This is a genomic window from Schleiferilactobacillus harbinensis DSM 16991 (genome assembly GCF_000425885.1).
GTDB classification, from domain to species: Bacteria; Bacillota; Bacilli; order Lactobacillales; family Lactobacillaceae; genus Schleiferilactobacillus; species Schleiferilactobacillus harbinensis.
Map to the genome: position 1 here is coordinate 39,867 of NZ_AUEH01000015.1, position 21,901 is coordinate 61,767.

Annotated in this window: 21 protein-coding genes; 10 read left to right on the forward strand and 11 right to left on the reverse strand. The window is 52.7% G+C overall.

Annotated features, from left to right (window positions below):
* Positions 1-168: 168 nt before the first annotated feature.
* The 6 genes from H627_RS0106215 (at position 169) to H627_RS19650 (ending at position 5,283) form a co-directional block, all read left to right on the forward strand.
* A complete protein-coding gene (locus H627_RS0106215; RefSeq protein ID WP_027828243.1) occupies positions 169-915 on the forward strand; it encodes a WxL domain-containing protein in 747 nt (248 codons plus the stop codon).
* A 67-nt stretch (positions 916-982) separates the two neighbouring features.
* Positions 983-2,050: a WxLIP family cell surface protein gene (locus H627_RS0106220; RefSeq protein ID WP_051225225.1), complete on the forward strand. Its 1,068-nt coding sequence runs from the start codon at positions 983-985 to the stop codon at positions 2,048-2,050.
* A 13-nt stretch (positions 2,051-2,063) separates the two neighbouring features.
* Positions 2,064-2,345, forward strand: a complete 282-nt coding sequence (locus H627_RS20335; protein WP_162143228.1) for an LPXTG cell wall anchor domain-containing protein — start codon at positions 2,064-2,066, stop codon at positions 2,343-2,345.
* The gene (locus tag H627_RS19165) at positions 2,342-3,958 is read left to right on the forward strand and encodes a WxL domain-containing protein (RefSeq protein WP_051225226.1); all 1,617 of its coding nucleotides are present in this window, start codon (positions 2,342-2,344) and stop codon (positions 3,956-3,958) included. Before H627_RS20335 ends, H627_RS19165 begins: the two co-directional genes overlap by 4 nt.
* A gap of 99 nt (positions 3,959-4,057) precedes the next feature.
* Complete coding sequence (locus H627_RS0106235; protein WP_027828247.1) at positions 4,058-4,777, forward strand: hypothetical protein; 720 nt, start codon at positions 4,058-4,060, stop codon at positions 4,775-4,777.
* On the forward strand, positions 4,732-5,283 hold the full coding sequence (locus H627_RS19650) for a DUF3841 domain-containing protein (protein ID WP_081674724.1): 552 nt from the start codon (positions 4,732-4,734) through the stop codon (positions 5,281-5,283). Before H627_RS0106235 ends, H627_RS19650 begins: the two co-directional genes overlap by 46 nt.
* 57 nt (positions 5,284-5,340) lie before the next feature.
* On the opposite strand, the gene H627_RS0106245 is transcribed toward H627_RS19650, so the two are convergent.
* Positions 5,341-5,898 carry a TetR/AcrR family transcriptional regulator gene (locus H627_RS0106245; RefSeq protein WP_027828248.1) on the reverse strand — a complete coding sequence of 186 codons (558 nt, stop codon included), beginning with the start codon at positions 5,896-5,898 and terminating at the stop codon, positions 5,341-5,343.
* Between the two features lie 92 nt (positions 5,899-5,990).
* Here H627_RS0106245 and H627_RS0106250 point away from each other — a divergent pair, with 92 nt between their 5' ends.
* The gene (locus H627_RS0106250) at positions 5,991-6,737 is read left to right on the forward strand and encodes a sulfite exporter TauE/SafE family protein (RefSeq protein WP_027828249.1); all 747 of its coding nucleotides are present in this window, start codon (positions 5,991-5,993) and stop codon (positions 6,735-6,737) included.
* A gap of 111 nt (positions 6,738-6,848) precedes the next feature.
* Here H627_RS0106250 and adhP read toward each other — a convergent pair whose 3' ends face one another.
* From adhP to H627_RS0106275, 5 genes are all read right to left on the reverse strand, one after another.
* On the reverse strand, positions 6,849-7,868 hold the full coding sequence (adhP, locus tag H627_RS0106255) for an alcohol dehydrogenase AdhP (protein WP_035440077.1): 1,020 nt from the start codon (positions 7,866-7,868) through the stop codon (positions 6,849-6,851).
* 196 nt (positions 7,869-8,064) lie between these two features.
* Positions 8,065-8,697 (reverse strand): TetR/AcrR family transcriptional regulator, encoded by a 633-nt coding sequence (locus H627_RS0106260; protein ID WP_027828251.1) that lies wholly within the window; start codon positions 8,695-8,697, stop codon positions 8,065-8,067.
* Complete coding sequence (locus H627_RS0106265; RefSeq protein ID WP_027828252.1) at positions 8,694-10,307, reverse strand: ABC transporter permease; 1,614 nt, start codon at positions 10,305-10,307, stop codon at positions 8,694-8,696. Before H627_RS0106265 ends, H627_RS0106260 begins: the two co-directional genes overlap by 4 nt.
* Positions 10,294-11,211 (reverse strand): ABC transporter ATP-binding protein, encoded by a 918-nt coding sequence (locus tag H627_RS0106270; protein WP_027828253.1) that lies wholly within the window; start codon positions 11,209-11,211, stop codon positions 10,294-10,296. The genes H627_RS0106265 and H627_RS0106270 overlap by 14 nt, the downstream gene beginning before the upstream one ends.
* A 71-nt stretch (positions 11,212-11,282) precedes the next feature.
* Positions 11,283-12,149, reverse strand: a complete 867-nt coding sequence (locus tag H627_RS0106275) for a LysR family transcriptional regulator (RefSeq protein ID WP_027828254.1) — start codon at positions 12,147-12,149, stop codon at positions 11,283-11,285.
* 117 nt (positions 12,150-12,266) lie between these two features.
* Between H627_RS0106275 and H627_RS0106280 the strand changes: the two genes are divergently transcribed.
* Entirely contained in the window at positions 12,267-13,010 is a 744-nt protein-coding gene (locus H627_RS0106280; RefSeq protein WP_027828255.1) for an SDR family oxidoreductase, read from the forward strand.
* 134 nt (positions 13,011-13,144) lie between these two features.
* Here the strand turns inward: H627_RS0106280 and H627_RS17260 are convergent, their stop codons facing one another.
* The 5 genes from H627_RS17260 to H627_RS0106305 all read right to left on the reverse strand — a co-directional run bounded on the left by H627_RS17260 (position 13,145) and on the right by H627_RS0106305 (position 19,396).
* The gene (locus H627_RS17260; RefSeq protein WP_051225227.1) at positions 13,145-14,275 is read right to left on the reverse strand and encodes an alpha/beta hydrolase fold domain-containing protein; all 1,131 of its coding nucleotides are present in this window, start codon (positions 14,273-14,275) and stop codon (positions 13,145-13,147) included.
* Positions 14,272-15,465: an MFS transporter gene (locus H627_RS0106290; RefSeq protein ID WP_027828256.1), complete on the reverse strand. Its 1,194-nt coding sequence runs from the start codon at positions 15,463-15,465 to the stop codon at positions 14,272-14,274. The genes H627_RS17260 and H627_RS0106290 overlap by 4 nt, the downstream gene beginning before the upstream one ends.
* 162 nt (positions 15,466-15,627) lie before the next feature.
* The gene (locus tag H627_RS0106295) at positions 15,628-17,850 is read right to left on the reverse strand and encodes a helix-turn-helix domain-containing protein (protein WP_027828257.1); all 2,223 of its coding nucleotides are present in this window, start codon (positions 17,848-17,850) and stop codon (positions 15,628-15,630) included.
* Positions 17,847-18,509: a YesL family protein gene (locus H627_RS0106300; RefSeq protein WP_027828258.1), complete on the reverse strand. Its 663-nt coding sequence runs from the start codon at positions 18,507-18,509 to the stop codon at positions 17,847-17,849. Before H627_RS0106300 ends, H627_RS0106295 begins: the two co-directional genes overlap by 4 nt.
* A 14-nt stretch (positions 18,510-18,523) precedes the next feature.
* Entirely contained in the window at positions 18,524-19,396 is an 873-nt protein-coding gene (locus H627_RS0106305) for an EndoS/ChiA family endoglycosidase (protein WP_027828259.1), read from the reverse strand.
* A 316-nt stretch (positions 19,397-19,712) separates the two neighbouring features.
* On the opposite strand from H627_RS0106305, the gene H627_RS0106310 reads away from it, so the two are divergent.
* Both H627_RS0106310 and H627_RS0106315 read left to right on the forward strand, forming a co-directional pair.
* Positions 19,713-20,672 carry an ABC transporter permease gene (locus H627_RS0106310; RefSeq protein WP_035440080.1) on the forward strand — a complete coding sequence of 320 codons (960 nt, stop codon included), beginning with the start codon at positions 19,713-19,715 and terminating at the stop codon, positions 20,670-20,672.
* 15 nt (positions 20,673-20,687) lie between these two features.
* On the forward strand, positions 20,688-21,608 hold the full coding sequence (locus H627_RS0106315) for a carbohydrate ABC transporter permease (protein ID WP_027828261.1): 921 nt from the start codon (positions 20,688-20,690) through the stop codon (positions 21,606-21,608).
* Positions 21,609-21,901 lie beyond the last annotated feature (293 nt).

The following is a 21,901-nucleotide window of genomic DNA, read 5'->3' on the forward strand; positions in this document are numbered from 1 at the left end:
CTATTTCCTGAAAAAATATCAAATTATTCTTTGAGCGGGAATGAAAATAGAAACGCCAGGGCTGCCGCTTTAGACCGTAGAGCGGTTGCTAGGGTAGTGGGATGTTCGATATAATAATAGTGTAAGGATTTCACATAATGTTTTACACGTTTGAGAGGAGAGGTATTTATGAAACGCACGTATGCAACACTTGCTGCAGCGGCGCTCTTGGGGATTAGTGGGGCATTGGTACCGGCTGCAACGGTACACGCGGACGGCCCTGGCCCGGGGACGGCGGACTACAACTTGAGCGCCAACACCAGCGTGACCAGTGGTCAAAAGTTCTTTGAGGCGGCTCAGGGCAACAGTGCGGCCACGGCTAAATCAACGGCCCAGTTCACAGTTGAGGGCGGCACATTGCAATTAATCGCCGTACCTGACTTGAACTTCGGCCAGATCCCGCTGACAACGATCGTTAGCAGCGGTGATAAGGCGTTGGAAAACAACTTGGTGAGCAGTGCAGACACTGATGCCACGTCTAAAAACGTGACTGCGTTTGACGGGAACAGTTCTGGCAAACTAATTGTTAATGACCTGCGCGGGATCACCGGCGGCTGGACTTTATCGACTACGCTGGGCACGCAGTTTACTTCCAAGACAGCCGGTGCACCGGCGCTAACGGGGATCACATTATCCTTAGCAGCCACGGGGACCAACCAAGTGAACGGGACAGTCTCCCTGGAAGGTAACGGCATTGGCGCATCCCCTGTTGATGTAGCGACGGCTACCGGTGCTGATCAAGGTAAAGGAGCCACAACTTGGGATGTCAATACCGCGGCTAACGCGAGCTTAAAGTTCCCTGGCCAAAGTGCTTATATTCCGGCAAGTGCGATTTATCAGTCGGACATTACTTGGACTTTGACCGCTGGCGCATAACGTCTGAATTAGTTTCAGATGACGGTACTCGCCGTCATCACTACTTAATAAGAAAGCGAGGATCAGTATGGTCATTAAAAAGCGCTGGATCGTGCTGCTGATGATCTTTTTGGTGACGCCGCTGCTGATGCTCGGATCAACCAACACGGTGCGGGCGGACGACACAGCGACTGGCGCGCAATTCTATCTGGCGCCGGTTTATCCAGCCAACCAAACGGACAAGACTTTGGGTTACTTCGTCTTGAAGGTGACCCCAGGGCAAAAGGGGTCAGTCAGTGTTCAGGTGCAAAACACGAGTAAAACCAATACTCGGAAGATCCAACTGACACCGACGGCCGCCACCACGAGCGACGCTGGCCAAATCAATTACTCGCCAAGCCCCAAAAAGGCGGACCCGACTCTGGCACACCCGCTGAATCGGTTATTTTCTAAACCGGTAACGATCACCATTCCGCCGGACGAAAGCAAAGTGGCTACCTTCGAATACATCATTCCAGAAGCTGGATTCAAGGGCCAGATTCTTGGCAGTATTCATGCACTGGATGTGACCGAAGAAAAAAGCACCACGGGCCAGTTTGGCCTGCACAATAAATTTGCGATGGCGGTGGGCATCATTCTGAGTCAGAATCCGACCCAGACGTTGGCCCCGGATCTCAAGCTGCAGCAAGTCCGGCCGGGAGTGAGCAATAAGCACCCGGCAATTTTGGCCCGGATACAGAACCGTGCCCCGCAGCTTTTTCGCGGCATGACGATCAATGCCAAAATCACCAAGCAGGGCGAGACGAAGACGATTTATCAGTACAAACTGAAGGACGGGTCCATGGCCCCGAATTCCAACTTTGACGCACCAATTTTGGGCGATGAAAAGGGAATTCCGGCTGGGGATTACACATTGACGATGACAGTTCAGGCAGAGGGGAAGACCTGGCGGTTTAAACGCAACTTCACCGTGACCGACAAAGAGGCGGCGAAACTCGCCGGCGCGAATAATGCGGGCAACCAGCAGCCGCCATGGCAAAAGTGGCTTATCTGGGCGGCTATCGCCTTGGCCGTGCTCATTGCCGGTTATGGTCTCTACCTCCTCGGCGTGCGAAGGGGGCATAAAAATGACACGGCGGATGCGCACCATTCTTAAAGCAAGCCTTATTTTGAGTTGCGGTCTTATGCTGGGTCAGGTATTGTCCCCCGATCAAGCGCGGGCCGCGGACAGCACCGCTCAGTTCACGGTTGTGGATGACCGCACCGTGCCGCCCAAGGGTGATGAAACACTGCCGGAATCAGGTATTAAGCCCGGCGGAGACAAAGACACTGGGCATATTCCCCAATTGAATGAACAGACCAGCCCTTGGCTGGTCATTATTGGGGTGGAATTAGTTATTTTGACGGGGATGGGCAGCTGGCATTTACGGAAGAGGGGGCGGCAACAGTGAAGAAATTTCTGTTGAAGCTCCTGGTGGTACTGAGTTTAGGCATACTGGCTGGCAGTGTTTTGGCTGCCCCAGTTATGGGAGTACTGACGCCGCAGGTAGCAGAAGCGGCTGACACGCCGCCAGCACCGCCGAATACGCCGAGCCGGGCTGGGTGGTCGTTCAACTTGCTTTTAACTTGGTTGATCACCAACGGAATCACAAGCCAGCCGGCTGACGCGAACTTCGTCGAAGGGACATCAGCTAAAATCGACTTTGCTTCCACCTATGATAAGAAAGTATGGCTATTAGACACCAACGATGTTACTGGGGTGACCACTCAAATTTATCGAAATGGTGCTTGGTCAGCTTACTCTGCTGCACCGACCATTGTTAAAAAGGCACCGACCGCCAATATCACGATGGATTTGGGCAGTAATTTACCAGTAGGGACCTACTATTTTCAGTTTACGGTAAATTATAATGGCGGGATACGCAATGCGTACAGTGAAAGAATTAAAGTGACGATTGTGCCGGCCCCTGAAGATGCAGTTAGTATTGGGCCTGTGCCGCATCGATCGGTGATTTTCTGGGGTGAGAGCACCGATATTGATGCCAATTTGCTGCCAGAAAATAGCACTTCTGTCGTTACCTGGACGCCCCCTGCGGCGAACATGGGTAGCCTGGCTGTTACAACCGGACTGGTCACTCGTTTTGCTTCGACCTTAATTGATGCAAATGCAACGGATGAGCGACTAAATAATGATAATGGGTTGCCGGCAACGATTGGCGCAACAGCAACTAATACAGTCAGGCCGGGTACGGTTAATGGTTCGACACAGGTGATCGTTGGTGGCTTGGTGAAACAAGATGCGATCGCCGGCCGCAGCTTTTCTTATACGCCGGCGGCGTTAGATGGTATTACGTTCCCCCAAGGGATGACGCCAAGCTATCAATGGACGGTGTATAATGCTAATCGGCAGAAGGTAACGACTTCAGCAGTACTCAATAACCCATCGTTTTCTTGGTCGAGTGTAGTGAAACCGCCAGTATCGGATCGTTATTACCTTCAGCTGAATATTATATTAAAGGGGAGCGGCAACACGGTTACTTGGCGATCAAACATGGCCCCCTTGGTGGTATCGACGCCGGCATCCCAGCTCATCGCCGTGCCGAACTTGCGCTTCATGAATTATGTCGATGGTGTATTCCGTACACCAACGATTGCTGACTTCTATCAGGCTAGCGGTGTAACGCTGCGTTATTCTCCACTGACTACGCAGGTTGGCAGGGGGACTTACGATGGGAACAATACCGGCTTTCTCGCTGTCCAAACAGTAGGCCAGAACTGGAACTTGTCAGTGCAAGCCAGCGGGTTTACCCATCAGCTATCGGGTCTGTCGCTACCCACTAATCCGACATTGACGCTGGCCGTGCCGCTGGCTAACGGCGGATCACAGGTCGTGTCTGTGCCAACTGGGGACGCGGCAGCACCGGTCACAGTGCTGGCTAACCAAACGACGAATTATTCCGGCAATCTCAACAGTGCGACGACCCTGCAAGTGCCCCAGACCAGTTTCATGCTGACGGGGAACTACCAATCCAATCTGACTTGGACACTGACGCAGGCACCTTGATTTGAACACGTAAGCACCTCAACTTCATGTGTGGAGTTTGGGGTGCTTTCTCGTTTATGTCGCGCTACAATATTATTATTTGGGGAGGGAGAGACGGCAATGGCTTGGTTGCGGGAACTCACTGTAGACAATGTGACCGTAATACTGACTTTGAACAAATTACGGCTGCCATTTCAAGTACAGGCATATCAGCCGTCATTGTCGATGATTGATCGGATGCTCAAAGTCACTTTTGCAACAGACCATCTGAAGGTCGGCGACGAGTTGGTGATGCATTTGCTGAATGCTGACTTGGATTACGATGACGAAAGTTCTGACGACAGTGCGTATCAAGTAGTTTATCGTCAAGGCAGCGGCAATAACTATGTCGCTGCCTTGGCTGCAGTACCGGATCCGTTGCGGCAGGCGTCATACATTCAATGTGCGGCAGACGAACAAGGTATTGTCCTCGATCTATTGCGGGGACTGCAACCTGAGGAAACGCTCTGCTTTGGTATTTTTACCGGATCAACGGAGGATAACGATGATGTGTGGGATGCCATCTCCGATGTAGGCAATCCGGCCGAATGGAGGGCACCCACGGTCTTGCCGTCTGATATGCACACTTTGCTGTGGCCAGAACAAGACACAGATGGAATTCCAGCTACGGAAGTGAGCTTGTTCGAGATGCCGTCGACACCTTCGGCAATACCGAGAATGCAGTCTGTGGTGAAGCGCGGGAATTCGTTGTCGTTATATGGTAAGACCGGGACACCCCGCGGGCGGTATTTTGAATGGGAATCGTGGCGGCGCAGTCAAGGAGGCGGCAGAAAATCCTAATCGAAACTTTTCAACGGCGATCTTTTCTGAAACAACGAAGTGACGTGTTGACAACGCCGCGGACTCGGGAAATATGGCGGGACGATGATTGGGCACAATTTGGTCGGGCATATCAATGGATGCGGGGTCAATATAGTCAGCGTGTACAGCCATTACCGCCAGCAAAGGCATTACTTTGGGGCTGGCCCAGTCCCCGTTTTGAAGACATGCAGTACAAAAGATTGAATGATCCTCGGACGGCTTCTGTACGTATCTGGGCGGAGGTACCAGATGACTTGATTCTTTCCAGTAATTTTGATGGATGGCACTATATATTGAGTGAATTACGATTTCATCGAAATAACACAGATATGCCTATTACTCAGGACTGGGAAACACTATTTGATCGACAATGGCTGGTGGCCCATGACTTCTACAACGAGAAATATTCTGGTGACCAAGTCGTCTTCCCCTACATTCGCCGCGAATGGATTCAAAAAGTGAAATATTTCCGCGGGCAATATTAACCGCACAACGAAAACTGGTGCCGATTTCTCCATCCAAGGAAATCGGCACCAGTTTTTTTAATTTCCTAACACATCCAAATACTGCGCAATCATCCGATCAAAACTGGTACTTGCCGGTACCGCAGTATTATGAAACCATCCGGCACCAACGTTGATCACCTCACCCACGATCAAGTTGCGCAGAGTCCGGGCGATGACAATTTGGTCGGCCTGATCGGTGCTGTAGACTGCACATAACCGCATTAATAGGTCGTTCAACGCAACCACGGCGGTAGTGGCCGTGCCTTCCTGCAAATGCCGCGGGGTTGTCAGAATAAAGCGGGTGAGTCGAATATTCTTGAGCCCCAGAGTCCGGCAGACTTGGGCAAATCTCAAAATCGCCGTCCGGCCGGATAAACCGAACAGCTCAGTCTTCAGCACCTCGGTGAGTTCGGTGACACCATGCAAGAAAACCGCCGCGCGCAGTGCATCTTGATTGGGATAATAACTATACAAGGCTTGGGATCGGGTTCCCAGGGCGCGGGCAATATTTGAGAACGTCGGCGTCTGGTCGGCGGTGATCAGCGTTATGGCTTGGGCAATGATTTTTTCTGATGAGAGAACTTGGCGTGACACGATAGGCACTCCTTTCAGCTTGACTAATACATAGTGTAACCTATAATTACAACTTGTAAATAGAAAAGCGGGATCTTGAAAGGAACTTTATCGTGAATATTGTATTGCTCATTGCCGTTGGTTTCATTGTTGGTCTGTTCGTCATCAGCATGGGCGGTGGTGGCGCGGCCATTTACTTAGGCGTGCTGACTGCCGTCTTTCATTTAGCGCCGGATCGGGCAGCGGCCACGTCGCTGATTACTGCCCTGCCATCGCTGGTCATCGGATCGTTCGGCTATTTCCGGCAGGGCAAGATCAACTTCCAACTTGGCAACCAGATGCTAGTGGCCGCTTTGCCGGCAGTGATTGTCGGGTCGCTGATTTCGCCGTACATTCCAGCTACTGTTTATCAGTGGATCGTCGGCGTGATTTTGTTTCTACTGGGCGTTCAAATTTTTATGCAGCGCAATCACGGCAGTAAGCGGGACACCGCCCAGCCCAGCCGGCTGAAGGCCAGTCTGTACGGGGTTTTGAGCGGCTTAATGGTAGGTGTCGCCGGCTTGAGCGGCGGTGGGCCAATTCTGGCCGGCTTGCTGCTGATGGGACTCGATATGTTTGCCGCAGTCGGTACTTCGTCCTACGTGCTGGTAGGCATGACGTTGGTGGGGGCCCTATTGCATCTGTCTGGCGGTCGCGTGGATTGGACTGCCGGCATTGGGTTAATGATTGGCGCGATTGGCGGGGCCTTGCTGGCACCTTTCTTATTGAATAAATTGAGTCAGAATGTGCACGCCCAGGGATATCTTAAGCTGTTCATCGCGGTTCTGCTGATGATCATGGGCGTAAAGACCGTGTTTTAAGCTTCTTCCAGTACTTTCCCCAACATGTGCCGCTTTCGGAATATACTGGATCAAGGCAGTGGTTTTTCCAAACAAAAAAAGATCCCGCGCTGCGGCGGGATAATGAATCAGCTATGCCAGAGAAAAATCGACCACGTCCCGGCCAATGATCTTGCCGGCTTTCATGTCGTCAATCATCGCGTTCAACTCGCTCAGTGGCCGCGTCTGCACGATCGGCACAGCTTTGCCTTCCGCTGCGAACTGGAATGCTTCGCGCAGATCTTGGCGGGTACCGACCAGGGAGCCGACCACAACAATGCCATCCAACACAGATTTGATGATGTTCAGCTGCATGTCGCCCTCCGGCAGGGCAATGCTCACGAGCCGGCCCATGGGCCGCAGGGTTTCGATGGCGGTATCGAAGGCGGTCTTGTTCACCGCAGAAACTACGGCGGCATGGACCCCGCCGACTTTGTCCTTGATGATCTGAACGATATCATCCCGTAACGGATTCAGGGTCATGTCGGCCCCCAGTTCCTTGGCACTGGCCAGTTTCTCATCGCTGGTATCAATGGCGATGGTGTGCAGGCCGAAGACATTGCGGGCATACTGCAAGCCCAGATTGCCCAGGCCGCCGACCCCGACAATGGCGACCCATTCGCCGGGATGGGGATCCGTCATTTTCAGCCCCTTGTACATGGTCACGCCGGCACAGGTGATGGACGTGGCTTGGACCGGATCCAGATCATCCGGGACGGGCACCGCGTAGTCGGCGGCGACAATGGCTTCTTCAGCCATCCCGCCGTCCACGGAGAAACCAGAATTCTTAGCAGCCCGGCACAGGGTCTCGTTACCAGTGTTGCAGTATTCACAGTCGCCGCAACCGGACTGGAACCAGGCCACAGAGACCCGTTCGCCCAAGTGGCGGCTAGTGACGCCCGGTCCCAGGGCGACCACCCGGCCGACGCCTTCATGGCCGATGATTCGGCCGGGCACGGCGCCGAAATCCCCGGAGGCCACGTGAATATCGGTGTGGCACAAACCGCAATATTCCATTTTGAGCTTCACTTCACCGTAACCGGGTTCCCCCAGCTCTTTGTCGACGATGTCCACGTACCCATCGGAGTTGGCGCGCACTACTGCTGCTTTCATAACTTCCGTCATCCCTTTCGTGACTTGAAAACGCTATTTTGAGATAAACTCAGCGTAACAAGTCGCTTCGTCACTGCACAAGGGGATCGCCCACCATTTTCATCGATGGACAACAACGGTTATTGAAATTGACAAATCAAAAACGGCCCTGAACCATTCTCGCAAGAATGCATCCAGGACCGTTAACAACAGCCGACTAATCGGGCAGAAAACCATGCTCCACAATGGTCAGCTGCCGATTGATATCTTCAATCAGTGATTCCAATTCTTCAATTTTCGTATACCCATGAGTCGCGATGTCTTTTTCGGCCTGGACCATGATGCTGCTGGTCACAGCGTTGACCACGGCGAGCACGTCGGCCATGCGGGCTCCCGGTCGCAACTTGATTTTCTGCATCATACCGGCAATATACTGATTGCCGATTTCCTGCGTGCGCTGCATCATCGTACTCATTTCTTTCTGCAATCGCGGCGGAAAGTGGGGCGTGTCAATATAGGCCTGCATCAGGAAGCGGAATTCGACGGGATACTGCAATTGCAACTTGATCTTGTAGCGCGTCGCCCGGGTAACCATGTCGGTCAAACTAGTGGCGTCAGTCCAGACCTGCTGGTCAACGATGGTGTAGAGCCGGTCAAAGGCGGTGTGGTACGTGTCAATATACAACCCCTGCTTGCTGCCGAAGTAATGGAAGAGCAGACCCTTCGAGACGCCAGCTTGCGCGGCAATATCGTCCGTTTTGGTTTTAAGAAAACCCTGCTGGCCAAAGTCGACCATGGCCGTGTGCAGGATCCGTTCAACTTTTTGCGGATCAGTCGTCACGTCTTTCATGCGACGTCACGCTGGCGGTAGCCGATTACACCCAGGATGAGGAAGACGACGGTGATGATAATCATGGCGCTTAACCATGGTGTTTGCACAGCATGCAGCGGCGCTTGATTGAGCCAGCCAAAAGGTGAGAATTTCCCACTATCCTTGGGCAGGTTGAGCAGTGAACCAAACATTTGCACCAGCAGGCCGATGCCCATATAGACCCAGAAGACCGCGCTGAGTCGCGGCACCCAGCCGACTAGAAGAGTCGCCAAGCTGACCAGGGCAAAGACCGCGGGCAGGCCGGCAACGAGCATCCGCGTCAGGTATTCTGCCGCTAGCGGGTCTTTCAAAGATGCATTTCCCGTGTAGTAGACCATCAGGATGCCGACGACGAATACGACCAGGGAGACCGCTAGACCAATCAGGTAATAACTGAGACTGATGGTCTGCCGGGTTTGCTTCGTGGCATGGATCACGCCGAGATAACCCTTGTCTTCATCTTCCTTGAGCCGAAAGACGACTTGGGCACCAGCGACGACTCCGAAGGCGACAAACAACAGAATATATAGCGCCAGGAAGGACAGCACCATGGTTTTGTTCGCCGCGTTGACCTGGGTGACGCTCATCATTTGGCGGTACAGCGGATTGGTTTTCAAAATATCGCCGACACTGTTCAATACACCGCCAAAGATGCCGCCAGCGACCACGGCCCCAATCAGCCAGCCGAGGACAACGCCCCAGGTGGTGCGGAACAGGAGCGCCGGGATAGAGCGCAGATAACCAGCGGCACGAGCCCGGCCCGCACGTTCTGGCAAAATACCGGTGCCGAGGTCCCGGCTTTTGGCCAATTGCCAGGCGGCGGCTGCTAAGAGCAGGGTGACGCCAAACATGAGCAGGACGGGCCAGTAATTGTTATCGGAATAGGCGTTGGTTTTTTGTGCCCAGCCAATGGGCGACAGCCAGGTCCAATCAGTGTTTTCGATATCGGTCACCGTGCGGACCAGATATGCCGCACCGAGGACGGTGTAGGCGATCATGTTGGCGCCGCGGGCGGTGCTGGCCAGTTGGGCAATCAGCAGGGTGAAGACGCCAAACATCAGATTAGCCGCGATCAAGGCGAGAGTGAACAGGAAGGTGCCATTGAAATCGGCCCCTTTCAAGTTCAGGCTGACGATGGTGCCGACATAGAGTACGAACAGAATGACGTTGACGATGACCAGTTCGCACAGGGCGGCGGCCACTGCCGCGGTCCGGCCGACAGTGCGGGCCCGGACCATTTCCAACAGGCCGCTTTCTTCTTGTCCGCGGGTGTTCTTCACCATCAGCGGCATGACATACAGGGCGTCTAGGATGACCATGAAGACCATCATGACGCCGGCAAAGACGGTCGCGGAATTCAAGGCAACCCCTTTGGGCATCGCCCCGAACAGCCCGGCCATGCCAGGCATTCTCAGCATGTTGAGCAGATCCTGCACGCCTTTGCCGGTGGATTCCATGATCGTTTGCATTTTGAAGGCACCGCTGGCCACCATCATTTCTAGAATGACGATCCAAACCAGTGAATACTTCAGATTCTGTTTCAAGTTCGCCCGAAGCAGGAAGCCGACGTGGCGATCACTGCGCAGCATGATGGCTCACCCCCTGATCGGAGTAATAGTGCAGGAACAAATCTTCCAAAGTTGGCGGGGTCGATTGCAGGTCGACAACACCCAGCGGCGTCAGGGCGGCCAGGACCGCGGCCAGCGCATCGTGATCCACCGCGAAGTCGGCTTGGGTATGGGCATCGCTTTCGTGCCAGTCATAAACCCCAGGCTGCTTTTGCAGCGCGCTCAGCGGTTTGTCCGTCTGGACTTGGATGCGCAGGCGGGACAAATGCTGCAGCTGGGCCAGGTTGCCCTGTTCAATGATTTTACCCTCCCGAATGATGACGATGGCGTCGCACATTTTTTCGACTTCCGACAGAATATGGCTGGATAACAGCACGGTCTTACCGGCTTTCTTCAGTTTCAATACTTCCTGTTGAAAAGTCAGTTCGTTCAGCGGATCCAGACCAGAGGTCGGTTCGTCGAAGATGTAGAGCTCGGCATCTTGGGATAGGGCAGCGATCAGCGCAACTTTCTGCCGGTTCCCTTTGGAATAGGTGCGAGCCTTCTTCTTCGGATCGAATTCAAATTCCTGCATTAGGGCATCGGTCTTGGCGTTGTGGTCTTGACCGTTGAGCCGCAGCAGCAGGTCAATGATCTCGCCGCCAGACAGGTTGGGCCACAGATAGACATCCCCGGGGACGTACGAGATTCGCGGATGGATCGCCAGATCGTTGTGCCACGGATCTTCGCCAAAGACCGTGGCGTCGCCGCCGTCACGTTTGAGCATCCCCAGCAGGATCCGAATCGTGGTGGATTTTCCTGCGCCATTGGGACCGAGAAATCCTAGTACTTGGCCGGCAGGCAGATTGAAGGTGACATCCTTCAAGGCCTGGGTCCGGCCGAAGTTTTTCTTCACATGATTGAGTTCAATAATATTCGTTGCCATGTTCTCCTCAACTCCTCGATGCAGAGTGTAGACCCCATTGACCCGTGAGTCAATAATTATTGACTGAACAGTCAATCTTTTTTGATGGCGGCGAGAAATGCTGCGGCAGCCGGGGAGAGGGGCATGTCTTGGGACCAGATCAGGCTAGCGTGGACGGCCACGGTTGGGCTGAGCGGCACGAAGATCAGGTTGGTGGCGGCGGTGTTGATGATGCCGGCCAAAGCCAGCACCGTCCCGACTCCAGCCGCCGCCAGCAGCGACGCGTTATATAACAAGTTGTACGTCGCCACGGTGGTGTATTGGATCGTGCTGGTGCCCAGCCAGTCAGCAATCAGCGCCGCGGCCCCTTTCTGCTGCGACATGATCACCCGCTGGCCTTGGAGATCAGCGGGGGTGATGACTGACTTTTGCCCTAGGGCTGAATCCCGCCGGACAAGGACGCCCCACTGCGTTGTTCCGGGCAATTGCAGAAAGTGATAGCCGGTTTTGTCTGTGGGTTCCATGACGACCCCGAAATCCAAAAGGCCAGCTTGCATCCGGCGGCGGACATCATTGGCATCCGTGCTGTACAAGCGGGTTTGCACCTGTGGGGCAGTTTGGCTCAGCGCTTGAATGGCCTTGGCGACCGTGGCCATCATCGGCGCTTCGGCACTGCCGATGAAGACCTCGCCGGTGATGCCCTGGTCTTGCTGGATGTTGGCCACAGTTTTGTCTGTAAGGGCAAGGATCTGCCGGGCTTGGGCGGCGAAGTACTCCCCGGCCTTCGTTAATTCAATCGTTCGGCTGCCGCGATTAAATAGCGTCACACCGAGTTCGTCTTCCAAGTCTTGCAATTGTCTGGAAATGGTCGGTTGCGAAACATGCAGCCTTTCTGCAGCGCGGGAAATATTGCGTTCAGTGACCACCGCCGTGAAGTACCTGAGTACCCGTAATTCCATAAGCAATCAGCCTCCTATGCATTCTAATCATAGCTTACTAGACAATATAAGTATTAGACAGAGGCTGATCTGGCTCGTAGCATAGACAGTAATCAATTAAGAAAGCGGGTCATATGGATGATCAAAGATAAAGTTGTTGTCATTACCGGCGCATCCAGCGGGATCGGAGCGGCCACGGCTATGCTGCTGGCGAAAAAGGGTGCCAAAGTCGTGCTTGGGGCCCGACGGGAAGATAAGCTGAAAGAACTCACTGCGGCCATTACGGCGCAGGGCGGGAATGCAGTCTATCAAGTGACCGATGTGACTAAGCCAGCAGACAATGCGGCTCTGGTCCAAAAGGCCAAGGATACCTTCGGCCGAATCGACGTCATGTTCCTCAATGCCGGGCTGATGCCGAATTCGCCGATGAAAGAATTGCAGACGGATCAATGGAATGCAATGGTGGACGTCAATATCAAGGGCGTGTTGAACGGCATTGCTGCAGCTCTGCCCAGTTTCAAAGCGCAAAAATCCGGCCATTTTATTGCCACGTCATCTGTGGCCGGCTTGAAAGCCTATCCCGGCGGGGCAGTATACGGCGCCACCAAGTGGGCCGTGCGGGACTTGATGGAAACGCTGCGGATGGAATGTGCGCAAGACCACGCCAATATCCGCACCGCCACCATTTACCCGGCGGCAATCAAGACAGAATTGCTGAAGACGATCACGGATAAGAGCACCGCGGAAGGTATGCAGCAGCTGTATGATACCTACGAGATCGGTCCGGACCGGGTGGCTAATGTCGTGGCATTTGCCATTGACCAGCCGGCGGACACCAATGTTAATGAGTTCACGATTGGACCGACGAACCAGCCGTGGTAATTTAGCTGGCATATGAATAGCCCCATCGCTTTCTGGAAATCCAGAGAGTGATGGGGGCTTATTTACAGTATGATACAAATGGTAGTTTACTGAATGATCTTATCCTTTAACAGACGCCGGCCAGAACTATTTTCTTAAAAGGCTTCATTTTTTCCTCCTTGGGAGATATCTAACCAATGATTGATCACCATCGCCGCATCTTCAGCCTGGGGATAGATACCGTATTTATCAATAAAGGCGTGGTCCATCCCCCGGTAGCAGACGTCCGTCGTTGGGACGCCCAAAGCGCCTAAGTGGCGAGCAAAGGCTTCGCCTTGGGGCCGCAAGTAGTCAAATTCCGGGGTCATCAGCAAGGTCTCCGGGAATATGCGCAGCCAATCGTCGGAGATTTCCCCGGGTGAAACCAGCGGGTCGCGCAGGGTACGGTTGCCAGGATAGATATTGATCAGCATTTTACGCAGCTGGACCATCCCGGTTAACCGATCGGCTAGGCGCGCCTCGTCTGTTGGGGCCACGTGGTAATTGGCCAGCGGCCACACTTCAGTCCGGGCAGTGAAGGATATGAGCGGATAGATGAGGATCTCATGGGTAAGCCAGTGGCGGTTAACCACCCGGTCGTGGTACGCAGCTTCCAAGGCTAAGGTCGCCCCAGCACTGTCGCCGCCAATGGCCAGCGCATCGGCGGGGGCGTGGTAGTCCGCGGCGTGGTCGTGGACCCAGCGCACGGCCAAATCAACATCCCGCTGCATGTCGTCCAGAGTTGCCTCCGGCGCCAACCGGTAATTAACGTTGAATACTGCCAACCGGCCATCGCTGTGATCCACAAGACCTTTACAGAAATTGGCCACCACAGCATCCGAACCGCCGATAAAACCGCCGCCGTGGAGGAAAATCAGGCATTGGCGCTGAGCGGCATAAGGCCGCTGATAAACGGTAATCGGGACTGCGGTGGAGAGTGTTTCTTCTGTGATCGTTGGGGCGAGGTTCACATTTAGAATGCCCATGGTTTGACGCACCGCCAGAGCCTGCTGCTGGGCGTCGTTTTGGGGTGAAAAGTGGGCCGGCGCTTGAATATGAACGACACGCGGCTGCGGGTCATGGCCTTCAAAGGCGGCAATCAGCGGGTCAAAATGTCCGTCGGGGGCGGCGGTGATTCGCCGGTCCAGACGAGTGACGCCCTGGTCCTGGTCAACTGTACTGAAATCTTGTAGATTCTGCAGTTGCTGGTAATAGGTTTGCATGGTGGGGGTCCAAAATGTGCTCATTGTACAGGCGCTTCCTTTCTGGCGGTGGGGCTGGCAAAGAAGAAGGCCAGCCCGAGAAGAACGATCCCCATTCCGGCAATTAGGAGACTGGTATTGGCACTCAGATCAGGGTGGATCAGCTTCATTAAGTTGAACAGATAGGGCGACAAGAAGACGCCAAGGTTGATTCCAATCAGCAGAATTGACGACGTGAGGTTTTCGGCATGCGCCGGCGAAATTTGGGCGCCCAGCATAAAGGCATAAGGCAGGGTGGAGGCAAAGAAGACACCGGAACAGGCGCTGATCAGATAATCCAGCCCGGCGGTCCGGCTCTCGGCCAGGAGTATCATCGTGATCCCGACGCCCAGCATGCTGATCAGGATAGTGTAGTGGCCAAGATGCCGATAAATTTGGCCGTAGCCGAGGCTGACAACCATCGCGGCAATCGTAAATGAGGATACGATCAAACCGGCCGCCCCGGGCGTGGTGATCCGATTTTCAATCAGTGCGGTCGGCACCTTGATATATAACGCAAACAATAAGGCATAGAACAGAAACAGGCCGACCGCCAGCAGCAAGACGGGCCAGCCCACCCAGGTTTTAGTTTTAACTGGTGCAGCTTTCTCCGCCGGTGTTTGGGTATCCCCCAAGAAGTCGCGGGGAATAGCCAAGGCGAACAGCCCTAGCGGCAGCAAGACCAGCAGATAAATCAGGAACGTAGCGTGCCAGTTGATCAAGGCCAGATAACCGGCCACCGCCGCAGTCACCGCACCGCACAGCGACGTGATGGCGTTGGCGTAGCCCAGCAGTGTAGCCGACTCATTGCTGGTGTACAAAATGTTGAGCAGGCTGTAGGCCAAAGGATTGACTAAACCGATACCTGCACCGAGCAGGAAGCGGGAACTGAGGATGACAAAATAATTATTGGTGACCAGCGGTGCCAATCCGGCCACCGTCGCTACCAGCAGCCCAAACATGATCATCCGTTTTTCGCCGAGATGACTGGCAAAAAAGCCGCTGACGAGGACAAAAATCATGATACCCAAGTTCGGAATGGTAACCAGCATCTCAATGTTCGCGGCCGATACGCCGGGCAGGTGCTTGGCCACCTCCGGGATGGCCGGACCGAGTGACGGGGCAATGGCTAAAATACTGGATAATGAGAGCAGCGCCAGCTTGAAGAGCGGCTGGTCACGGTTTTGATGTGCCATAGAAAACCTCCTTGATACCGAAATAATGGAAATCGCTTTCCAAGTACAGTATAAGGAGGCGGGCGGTTGGGCAGTCTGAACAAAAGGTCTCAGTTTTCTTGAGTTTTGACCACCGACAAAAAGCGGCACTCGGCGGGGTCACCGAATGCCGCAGTGATTCAATTATGCATCTTGGCCTTTCTGCCGCATTACGGTTCGATATTGGCCAGGGGGCAGACCGACGACTGAGCGAAACTTACGAGTGAAATTGGCCAAATCGTAATAGCCGCTCTGTTCAATGATATCTTTGATGGGGGCGTCTGTGGCAACCAGCGCTTCTTTGATTCGGTCAAACCGCAATTGCTGCAAATACGCAGTAAAAGTTTGCCCGGTGACATCTTTGACCCATCGGCTGGCATGGGGCAGCGATAGCCCAAAATGATCAGCAACTTCGGATAAGGAGAAATCAGGAGAAGCGGCGTGGCTTACAATATACTGTTCTAAATTGGCGTCTTTATTGGCAGTGATTCGTTTTTCTTGGCTCAAAGCGGCCTCTGCAATATCTTGGACGGCCTGATTGAGAATCAAATGCCGATCTGCCAGTGATTCGTTGGCAAGCAGATTGCGCAATAATGGCTCATTAAGGCGATGATGAATCTGATAATCAGCCTGGAGAATATGGGTAATGAGCATGGCTGAGCCGAGGTCAAACTGCATGTCTGGGTCAAAGGCGGTGCGCACCGCGGCAAATATATCTTCAAAAGCAGCCAGTGCCATCTGCGGATTACCATTTAACATACCCGTATCCAGTTTGAGTTGATCGGCCGTGTCTAAGAAGGCCGGCGTCATAGCCTTTTTTGGCAAGTGTCGGAAGATGTAGAATTTCTGATTGGGAGTCGGTTCAGTGGTCAGCAGGCACGAAGCGGCCTGAATAAAACTAGTATGAATTTCGCGGATACTATCGACCGTACCGCCTAAGTAGAAAGCCGCGACACCTTGCCAATCATCTGCAGTGACAATTTCGGAAAGCAGCGCTTGACTATTGGCCCGTTCGCCGTGATTTAACACGATGGCGCGCTGATTGTTGCCAATCGGCGCCGTCACATAGTACGCAAAATTAGTGTGTATGACGAATTGGCCAATATGATCAACGGTTTCGTCTGTAGCTGCGGAAAATAGAACAACAGTAAAAAAACGAAATGGCAGGCTGACCTGGGCCAGCTGCAATTTTGTTGTCAGATCAGCCGGTAGACCGACCCGTCCAGTTAGCAGCGATTGAAATACCTGTTCCCGGACAAAGGGGAGTTGCTGCAGGGCCTGCTGCTCGATTGTCTGATGGGCCTGAACATACGTCGTGATGGTGCGCTGTAATTGTTCCTGTTCCGATAGGCCAGCTGAAGCGGTGGCTGGTGCGGGGAATTTCTTCTCTATATCGGCGATCAGCTGATATTGGCGCCGCTCAAGGATATGGATACATAGAAATCCGATGCCGCCTAGAAGAATCAAGATCCAGAAATAGCGGCCGACAAAGTCGCCAAACACGGCTGCGAGGTGTGCTTTGCTGGCAATTGAGGTGACTGTGAAGAAATCCCCCGTGGCGCTGGCAGTGGTGGTCTGCATACCGTTTTTCCGCGCAGCAGCAGTGAGCTGGGTCAGCGGGACGGGGGCCGCTCCGGCGGCTAAATCGCGCAATTTCAGTTTGCCATAGTCCGTACTGACTAAGACTTGCTGATCGTGGGCCAGCACAAGCAGCTGATCAGACGCACCGACGGATTGATCCAGCATGTGCTGGATCGTACTGCCGTTGAGATGGAAAATAATGGTGGCGTAGGGTGCACTGCCTAGAGAACCGGCGGCGGGGACCAGAATGTTGAGATCGCCATTGAGCCCTTCACCTTTGGCTGCTAGCACCAAGGGTTTGTCAGTGTATAATGTTTGAAATTTACCGGGCATCTTCTCAGTGTTCGCGAGGCCGTATTTATACAGGGCGGCATCAATATCATATGTCCCGTCCGACGAATACAGTTGCGCTGGATCCCGATAGTAAAAGACCAAAAGCTTGTCAATGAGGGAACTGCTCAATTGATAGCGGGCAAGTGCGGATTGGAGGTCAATCGCGGTATCGATATGAACGTCATCGGTACTGATCGTTGTGTCCATGCCGATTTGCTGAGCGGCAATGAGGAGATGGTCCAACTGGTCATTGAGTTCGCTGGTGGCATTATCCAGCGTTTTTGTGTGGACCGCTTGTTGATTGTTCTGATGGATGCTTTCGGAAAATACCAAAAAGCTGACCGCTAAGATGACAAAAGGAATCAAAAATACAAAGATCAAGGATAGAAAATAACTGGTTGAGATTTTCTTTTGCCGCCAGAAAAACTGAGCCAACGACTTGCCTGGTTTCATTGCGGATCACCGCCGCCAGCATAGTTGACTTTCATTTCGACGTGGGCACAGGCCTGATAGATGAACCAAACAATGGGTGTCAGGTAAAGTGGCACGATAGCCAAAGTCAACAATGCCGGAAACAGGGTAAAAATAGCCGTGGCGCCAGATAATGCCGCAAAAGTGGCCAGAGAATAGCGGATATTCGACAATGCGATGATGGCGGTTTGCCGGAAATATTGCCAAAAAGTGAGCTGATATCGATTATAGACGGGATAAAGGTAAATCCAGAACAACAAACCGAGCACGCTTAGAACAACCAGAACAAATTGAATTACTGCCGATTTCAAATATAAGCGGTTGACGGCGAAGTCGAGCACGATGATGGCGGTCACAGCGACAGTCATGGCCGAAATGCCATTGACTTGCCAAAACACATGCCGGTAATACGTCCAATATTCGTGCCATAACGGGTTGAGCTGGTTTTGGCGGGGATTGTCACGCGCAGGTTCAGAAAATCGGCGCAATAAGATTTTCATTGTTGCCGTCAGAGCTGGAAAGAAACCCAAAATAATACCGCCGGCTAGAAAACCAATTAGAAATAAGAGTTGCAGCTTAATTCCCAGCAGAATCTGTTCGCCTAACCAATAAATCCGCTGGATGGACTTGGGCATCTCCATGATGGCCTGCCTCCTTATTGTTGCGTGTTTTGCAGAAGTAATGACTTGACGCTCTTCAATTGATTAAAATCCGTGTACTGTAAGGTATCATTGCCTTCAGTAATGCCGTCACGGTCGGCGGCGTAAGCAAACAGGCCGCCCTTCGTGCCGCCCATCGGCTGCCACTTAATCAAATCTGCTGCATGGCTGCCGGCGAGCTGACCAGAGATATCATGCCAGTATTCGCCCCGTTCTTCATAAAACGAGAATCCGGGTATGAACTGCTGGGGGGCAATATACGGAGCATAATCGGCCCAGCGGCGCTCAACATCAGCGAGGCTCAATCCGTAGCAATCCACGAAGACATAATCGGTGAATGGCGCCACGGCTGGAAAGAGGGGCGAAAAGTCGGTCAAGATATCATGGTCAAAGACCAGCATACCGCCACCAGTCTTTTGATCGTGCAACCGAGCGGCTAAAGCCCGCCAGACCCCAGCTGCCCGATGGACTTCTGAGGCGCTGAGCGGGTGGTCAACATCAATGACAAGGCCAGTAATGCCAGGCAGAGCCGCGTACCGGGTCAGGATTTCCTGAGCCCGGGCGGCGTAACCCGCATCGTTTTCAGTGAAGGGGAGCAGCGGGGCTGCATCTTCTGCTAACTGAAAGTGCGGCTGCAGCAAGGCATCTACGAACAGCGTACGCAATACGGTGGTGCCCTTAGCGATTAACGTGTCGACTTCCGCGGGCAAGTGGGCCCAAAAGGCGGGTTGAACTTCGTCATTGGGAAAGATAATCGCAATGTCCACTGCCGGGGGCAGATCGGAAAAGTAGTTTGGATTGGCGGAATTCGAAAATTTATCCCGCCAGGAACGGTAATAAGCGGCCAAGATCGGCTGTCCTTTGTTCAAAAAAGTCGCCTCCAAATTTTCTGATAATAGGGTGCAAAACAAAAATCAAGCGTTTTCAGTTCAAACAAAGTATATTATCGTGGAGTGGGAAGTCAATTAATTGAATTGCGGATGGTTGCTAGGTTTTAACGTGCTGAGCGAAGAATTGTGAGTTACCGAGGGTTAGCGGCCGGCGGCGTGAAAAAATCACATAACGTGAAAAAACCACATATTGTAAGCCCTTACCTTTACGGCTATGGTGTGGTCGACAGCGGATACGCGGTACTGTGTTCGCCGTTAATCACTCAGATTGTGCCACGAAGGGAGGAACGAGCACATGGCGAAGGAACTCAGTCCCGCACCGCTTCCGATTACTAATCGGCGGTTGCAGAAGAAGCACTCATTTAAAACGCTGAAAGAAAAATGGCAATTGTACGCGTTGATTCTGCCAGCATTTCTGTTTCTCGCAATCTTCGCTTATGGACCGATGTACGGTGTGCTCATTGCATTTAAGAACTATATTCCATCATTAGGTATTTGGGGCAGCCCATGGGTGGGCTTCAAATATTTCCAGCAGTTTTTCAGTTCCTACTATTTCTGGGACTTATTACGCAACACCCTGGGGATCCAGGTTTACGAATTGGCCATCGGCTTCCCGTTACCCATTATTCTGGCATTAGCCATTAACGAATTGAAAACGGGGTGGTGGAAAAAGTTTACTCAAACAGTGACCTACGCCCCCAATTTTATTTCAGTCGTGGTTATGGGCGGCATGCTCATTGCCTTCCTGGATCCCTCAACGGGGATTATCAACCACTTGTTGGGCGTCATCGGCATTAAGCCGGTCTCTTTTATGAGTGATCCTCGATGGTTCAAGACGGTGTACGTCCTTTCCGATGTGTGGCAGCAAACTGGCTGGGGATCGATCATTTATTTGGCTGCGTTGGCCGGAGTGGATCCCGCCCTGCATGAAGCCGCTATTGTTGATGGGGCGTCTCGTCTGCAACGCATCTGGCATATCGATTTGCCGGCCATCGTACCAACCATGGTCATTCTTCTCATTCTGAATGTCGGCAATCTGTTCTCCATGGGATATGAAAAGATTTTGCTGCTGCAAAATCCGTTGAACCTTTCTTCTTCCAATGTCATTGCGACATTCGTTTACAACCAGGGCTTGATCAACGGTGAGTACAGCTACGCAGCAGCGGTTGGCTTGTTTAACTCGGCAATTAACGCGATTTTGCTGATTGTCGTCAACCACATTGCTCGCAAAGTTTCGGATACCAGTCTGTGGTAAAGGAGGGATACAGCCATGCATACGTCAAAATTGATTAAGGATACCCCGACCGACCGCATCTTTCTGTTCGTTCTGTATATTTTCATTGGCCTCGCTGTGTTGATCGTCCTGTATCCCTTGATTTATATCATCAGTGCCTCCGTGAGCAGTCCGTTGGCGGTTAACTCCGGCAAGATGTGGCTGTGGCCAGTCGGCTTCAATCTCGATGGGTACAAAGTCATTCTGCAATATGGTGATATCTGGCGCGGCTATATGATGACCATTTTCTACACGATCAGCGGCACCATGGTCAGCCTGTTCATCACTATTCCTTGTGCCTATGCCATTTCCCGCCGGGACTTTGCCGGTAAGAAGTGGTTCACCAATTTTATGCTGATTACGATGTTTCTCAGTGGCGGATTGATTCCAACCTACCTACTGGTCCGCAATCTAGGCATGCTCAACACGGTTTGGGCGATCATCATTCCTAATGCAGTGTCAGTCTATAACATCATCGTGACGAAGTCGTTCTTCCAATCCACCATTCCTTGGGAGATGCAAGAAGCGGCCAAGGTGGATGGCGCTAGTGATTTTCAGATTTTCTTCCGCATCGTCCTGCCATTATCGGCTCCTATTATTGCTGTCATGGCCCTGTTCTATGGGGTAGGGCAGTGGAATGATTATTTCAACTCGTTGGTGTATTTGCAAAACAAGAACTTATACCCGTTGCAGATGGTGTTGCGGCAGATCCTGGTCTTACAGGACATGCAGCAGGGCTCAGCCACGGGCTCAACGATTTCGCAAAGCGCGGCCCAAGCGGCGTTCAGTAAGGAACAGTTGGTGGCGGTCATTAAGTATGGTGTCATGATCGTGTCGTCATTGCCCGTCATTATGGTGTACCCGTTATTGCAACGGTATTTTGTCAAAGGTGTTCTGATCGGTTCTCTGAAAGGATAGTCAACAAGAGACTTGCGGTCTGAAGTCAAGAAGGTGCAGGAAGAAAATTGATGGTTAGTAAGAGCTTATGGCGTATACCTCCCCCAGCCCAGGAACGTGATGATTTTTCTGGGTAGTCCTAGCTTTCTAAGTTGTCGCTTGCCGCGTTAGACCACTTTGGCAGGCACGTACAGCTCATGATCAGATAACAGCTTATAGATCACGCGTACGAGCTTGCGAGCGGTCATAATGCAAGCACGTCGGTGTTGATACTTTGGTACCTCCCCGTATTTTTTGTCGTAGTACTTGGCGAA

Excerpts from the sequence above, each read along its gene's own strand:
- H627_RS0106310 (WP_035440080.1), top strand. The coding sequence starts at position 19,713 with ATGGCGAAGGAACTCAGTCCCGCACCGCTTCCGATTACTAATCGGCGG.
- H627_RS0106300 (WP_027828258.1), bottom strand. The coding sequence starts at position 18,509 with ATGGAGATGCCCAAGTCCATCCAGCGGATTTATTGGTTAGGCGAACAG.
- H627_RS0106280 (WP_027828255.1), top strand. The coding sequence starts at position 12,267 with ATGATCAAAGATAAAGTTGTTGTCATTACCGGCGCATCCAGCGGGATC.
- H627_RS0106270 (WP_027828253.1), bottom strand. The coding sequence starts at position 11,211 with ATGGCAACGAATATTATTGAACTCAATCATGTGAAGAAAAACTTCGGC.
- H627_RS17260 (WP_051225227.1), bottom strand. The coding sequence starts at position 14,275 with ATGAGCACATTTTGGACCCCCACCATGCAAACCTATTACCAGCAACTG.
- H627_RS0106265 (WP_027828252.1), bottom strand. The coding sequence starts at position 10,307 with ATGCTGCGCAGTGATCGCCACGTCGGCTTCCTGCTTCGGGCGAACTTG.
- H627_RS0106295 (WP_027828257.1), bottom strand. The coding sequence starts at position 17,850 with ATGAAACCAGGCAAGTCGTTGGCTCAGTTTTTCTGGCGGCAAAAGAAA.
- H627_RS0106260 (WP_027828251.1), bottom strand. The coding sequence starts at position 8,697 with ATGAAAGACGTGACGACTGATCCGCAAAAAGTTGAACGGATCCTGCAC.
- H627_RS0106315 (WP_027828261.1), top strand. The coding sequence starts at position 20,688 with ATGCATACGTCAAAATTGATTAAGGATACCCCGACCGACCGCATCTTT.
- H627_RS0106275 (WP_027828254.1), bottom strand. The coding sequence starts at position 12,149 with ATGGAATTACGGGTACTCAGGTACTTCACGGCGGTGGTCACTGAACGC.
- H627_RS0106235 (WP_027828247.1), top strand. The coding sequence starts at position 4,058 with ATGGCTTGGTTGCGGGAACTCACTGTAGACAATGTGACCGTAATACTG.
- H627_RS0106215 (WP_027828243.1), top strand. The coding sequence starts at position 169 with ATGAAACGCACGTATGCAACACTTGCTGCAGCGGCGCTCTTGGGGATT.
- H627_RS0106290 (WP_027828256.1), bottom strand. The coding sequence starts at position 15,465 with ATGGCACATCAAAACCGTGACCAGCCGCTCTTCAAGCTGGCGCTGCTC.
- adhP (WP_035440077.1), bottom strand. The coding sequence starts at position 7,868 with ATGAAAGCAGCAGTAGTGCGCGCCAACTCCGATGGGTACGTGGACATC.
- H627_RS0106220 (WP_051225225.1), top strand. The coding sequence starts at position 983 with ATGGTCATTAAAAAGCGCTGGATCGTGCTGCTGATGATCTTTTTGGTG.
- H627_RS19650 (WP_081674724.1), top strand. The coding sequence starts at position 4,732 with ATGGGAATCGTGGCGGCGCAGTCAAGGAGGCGGCAGAAAATCCTAATC.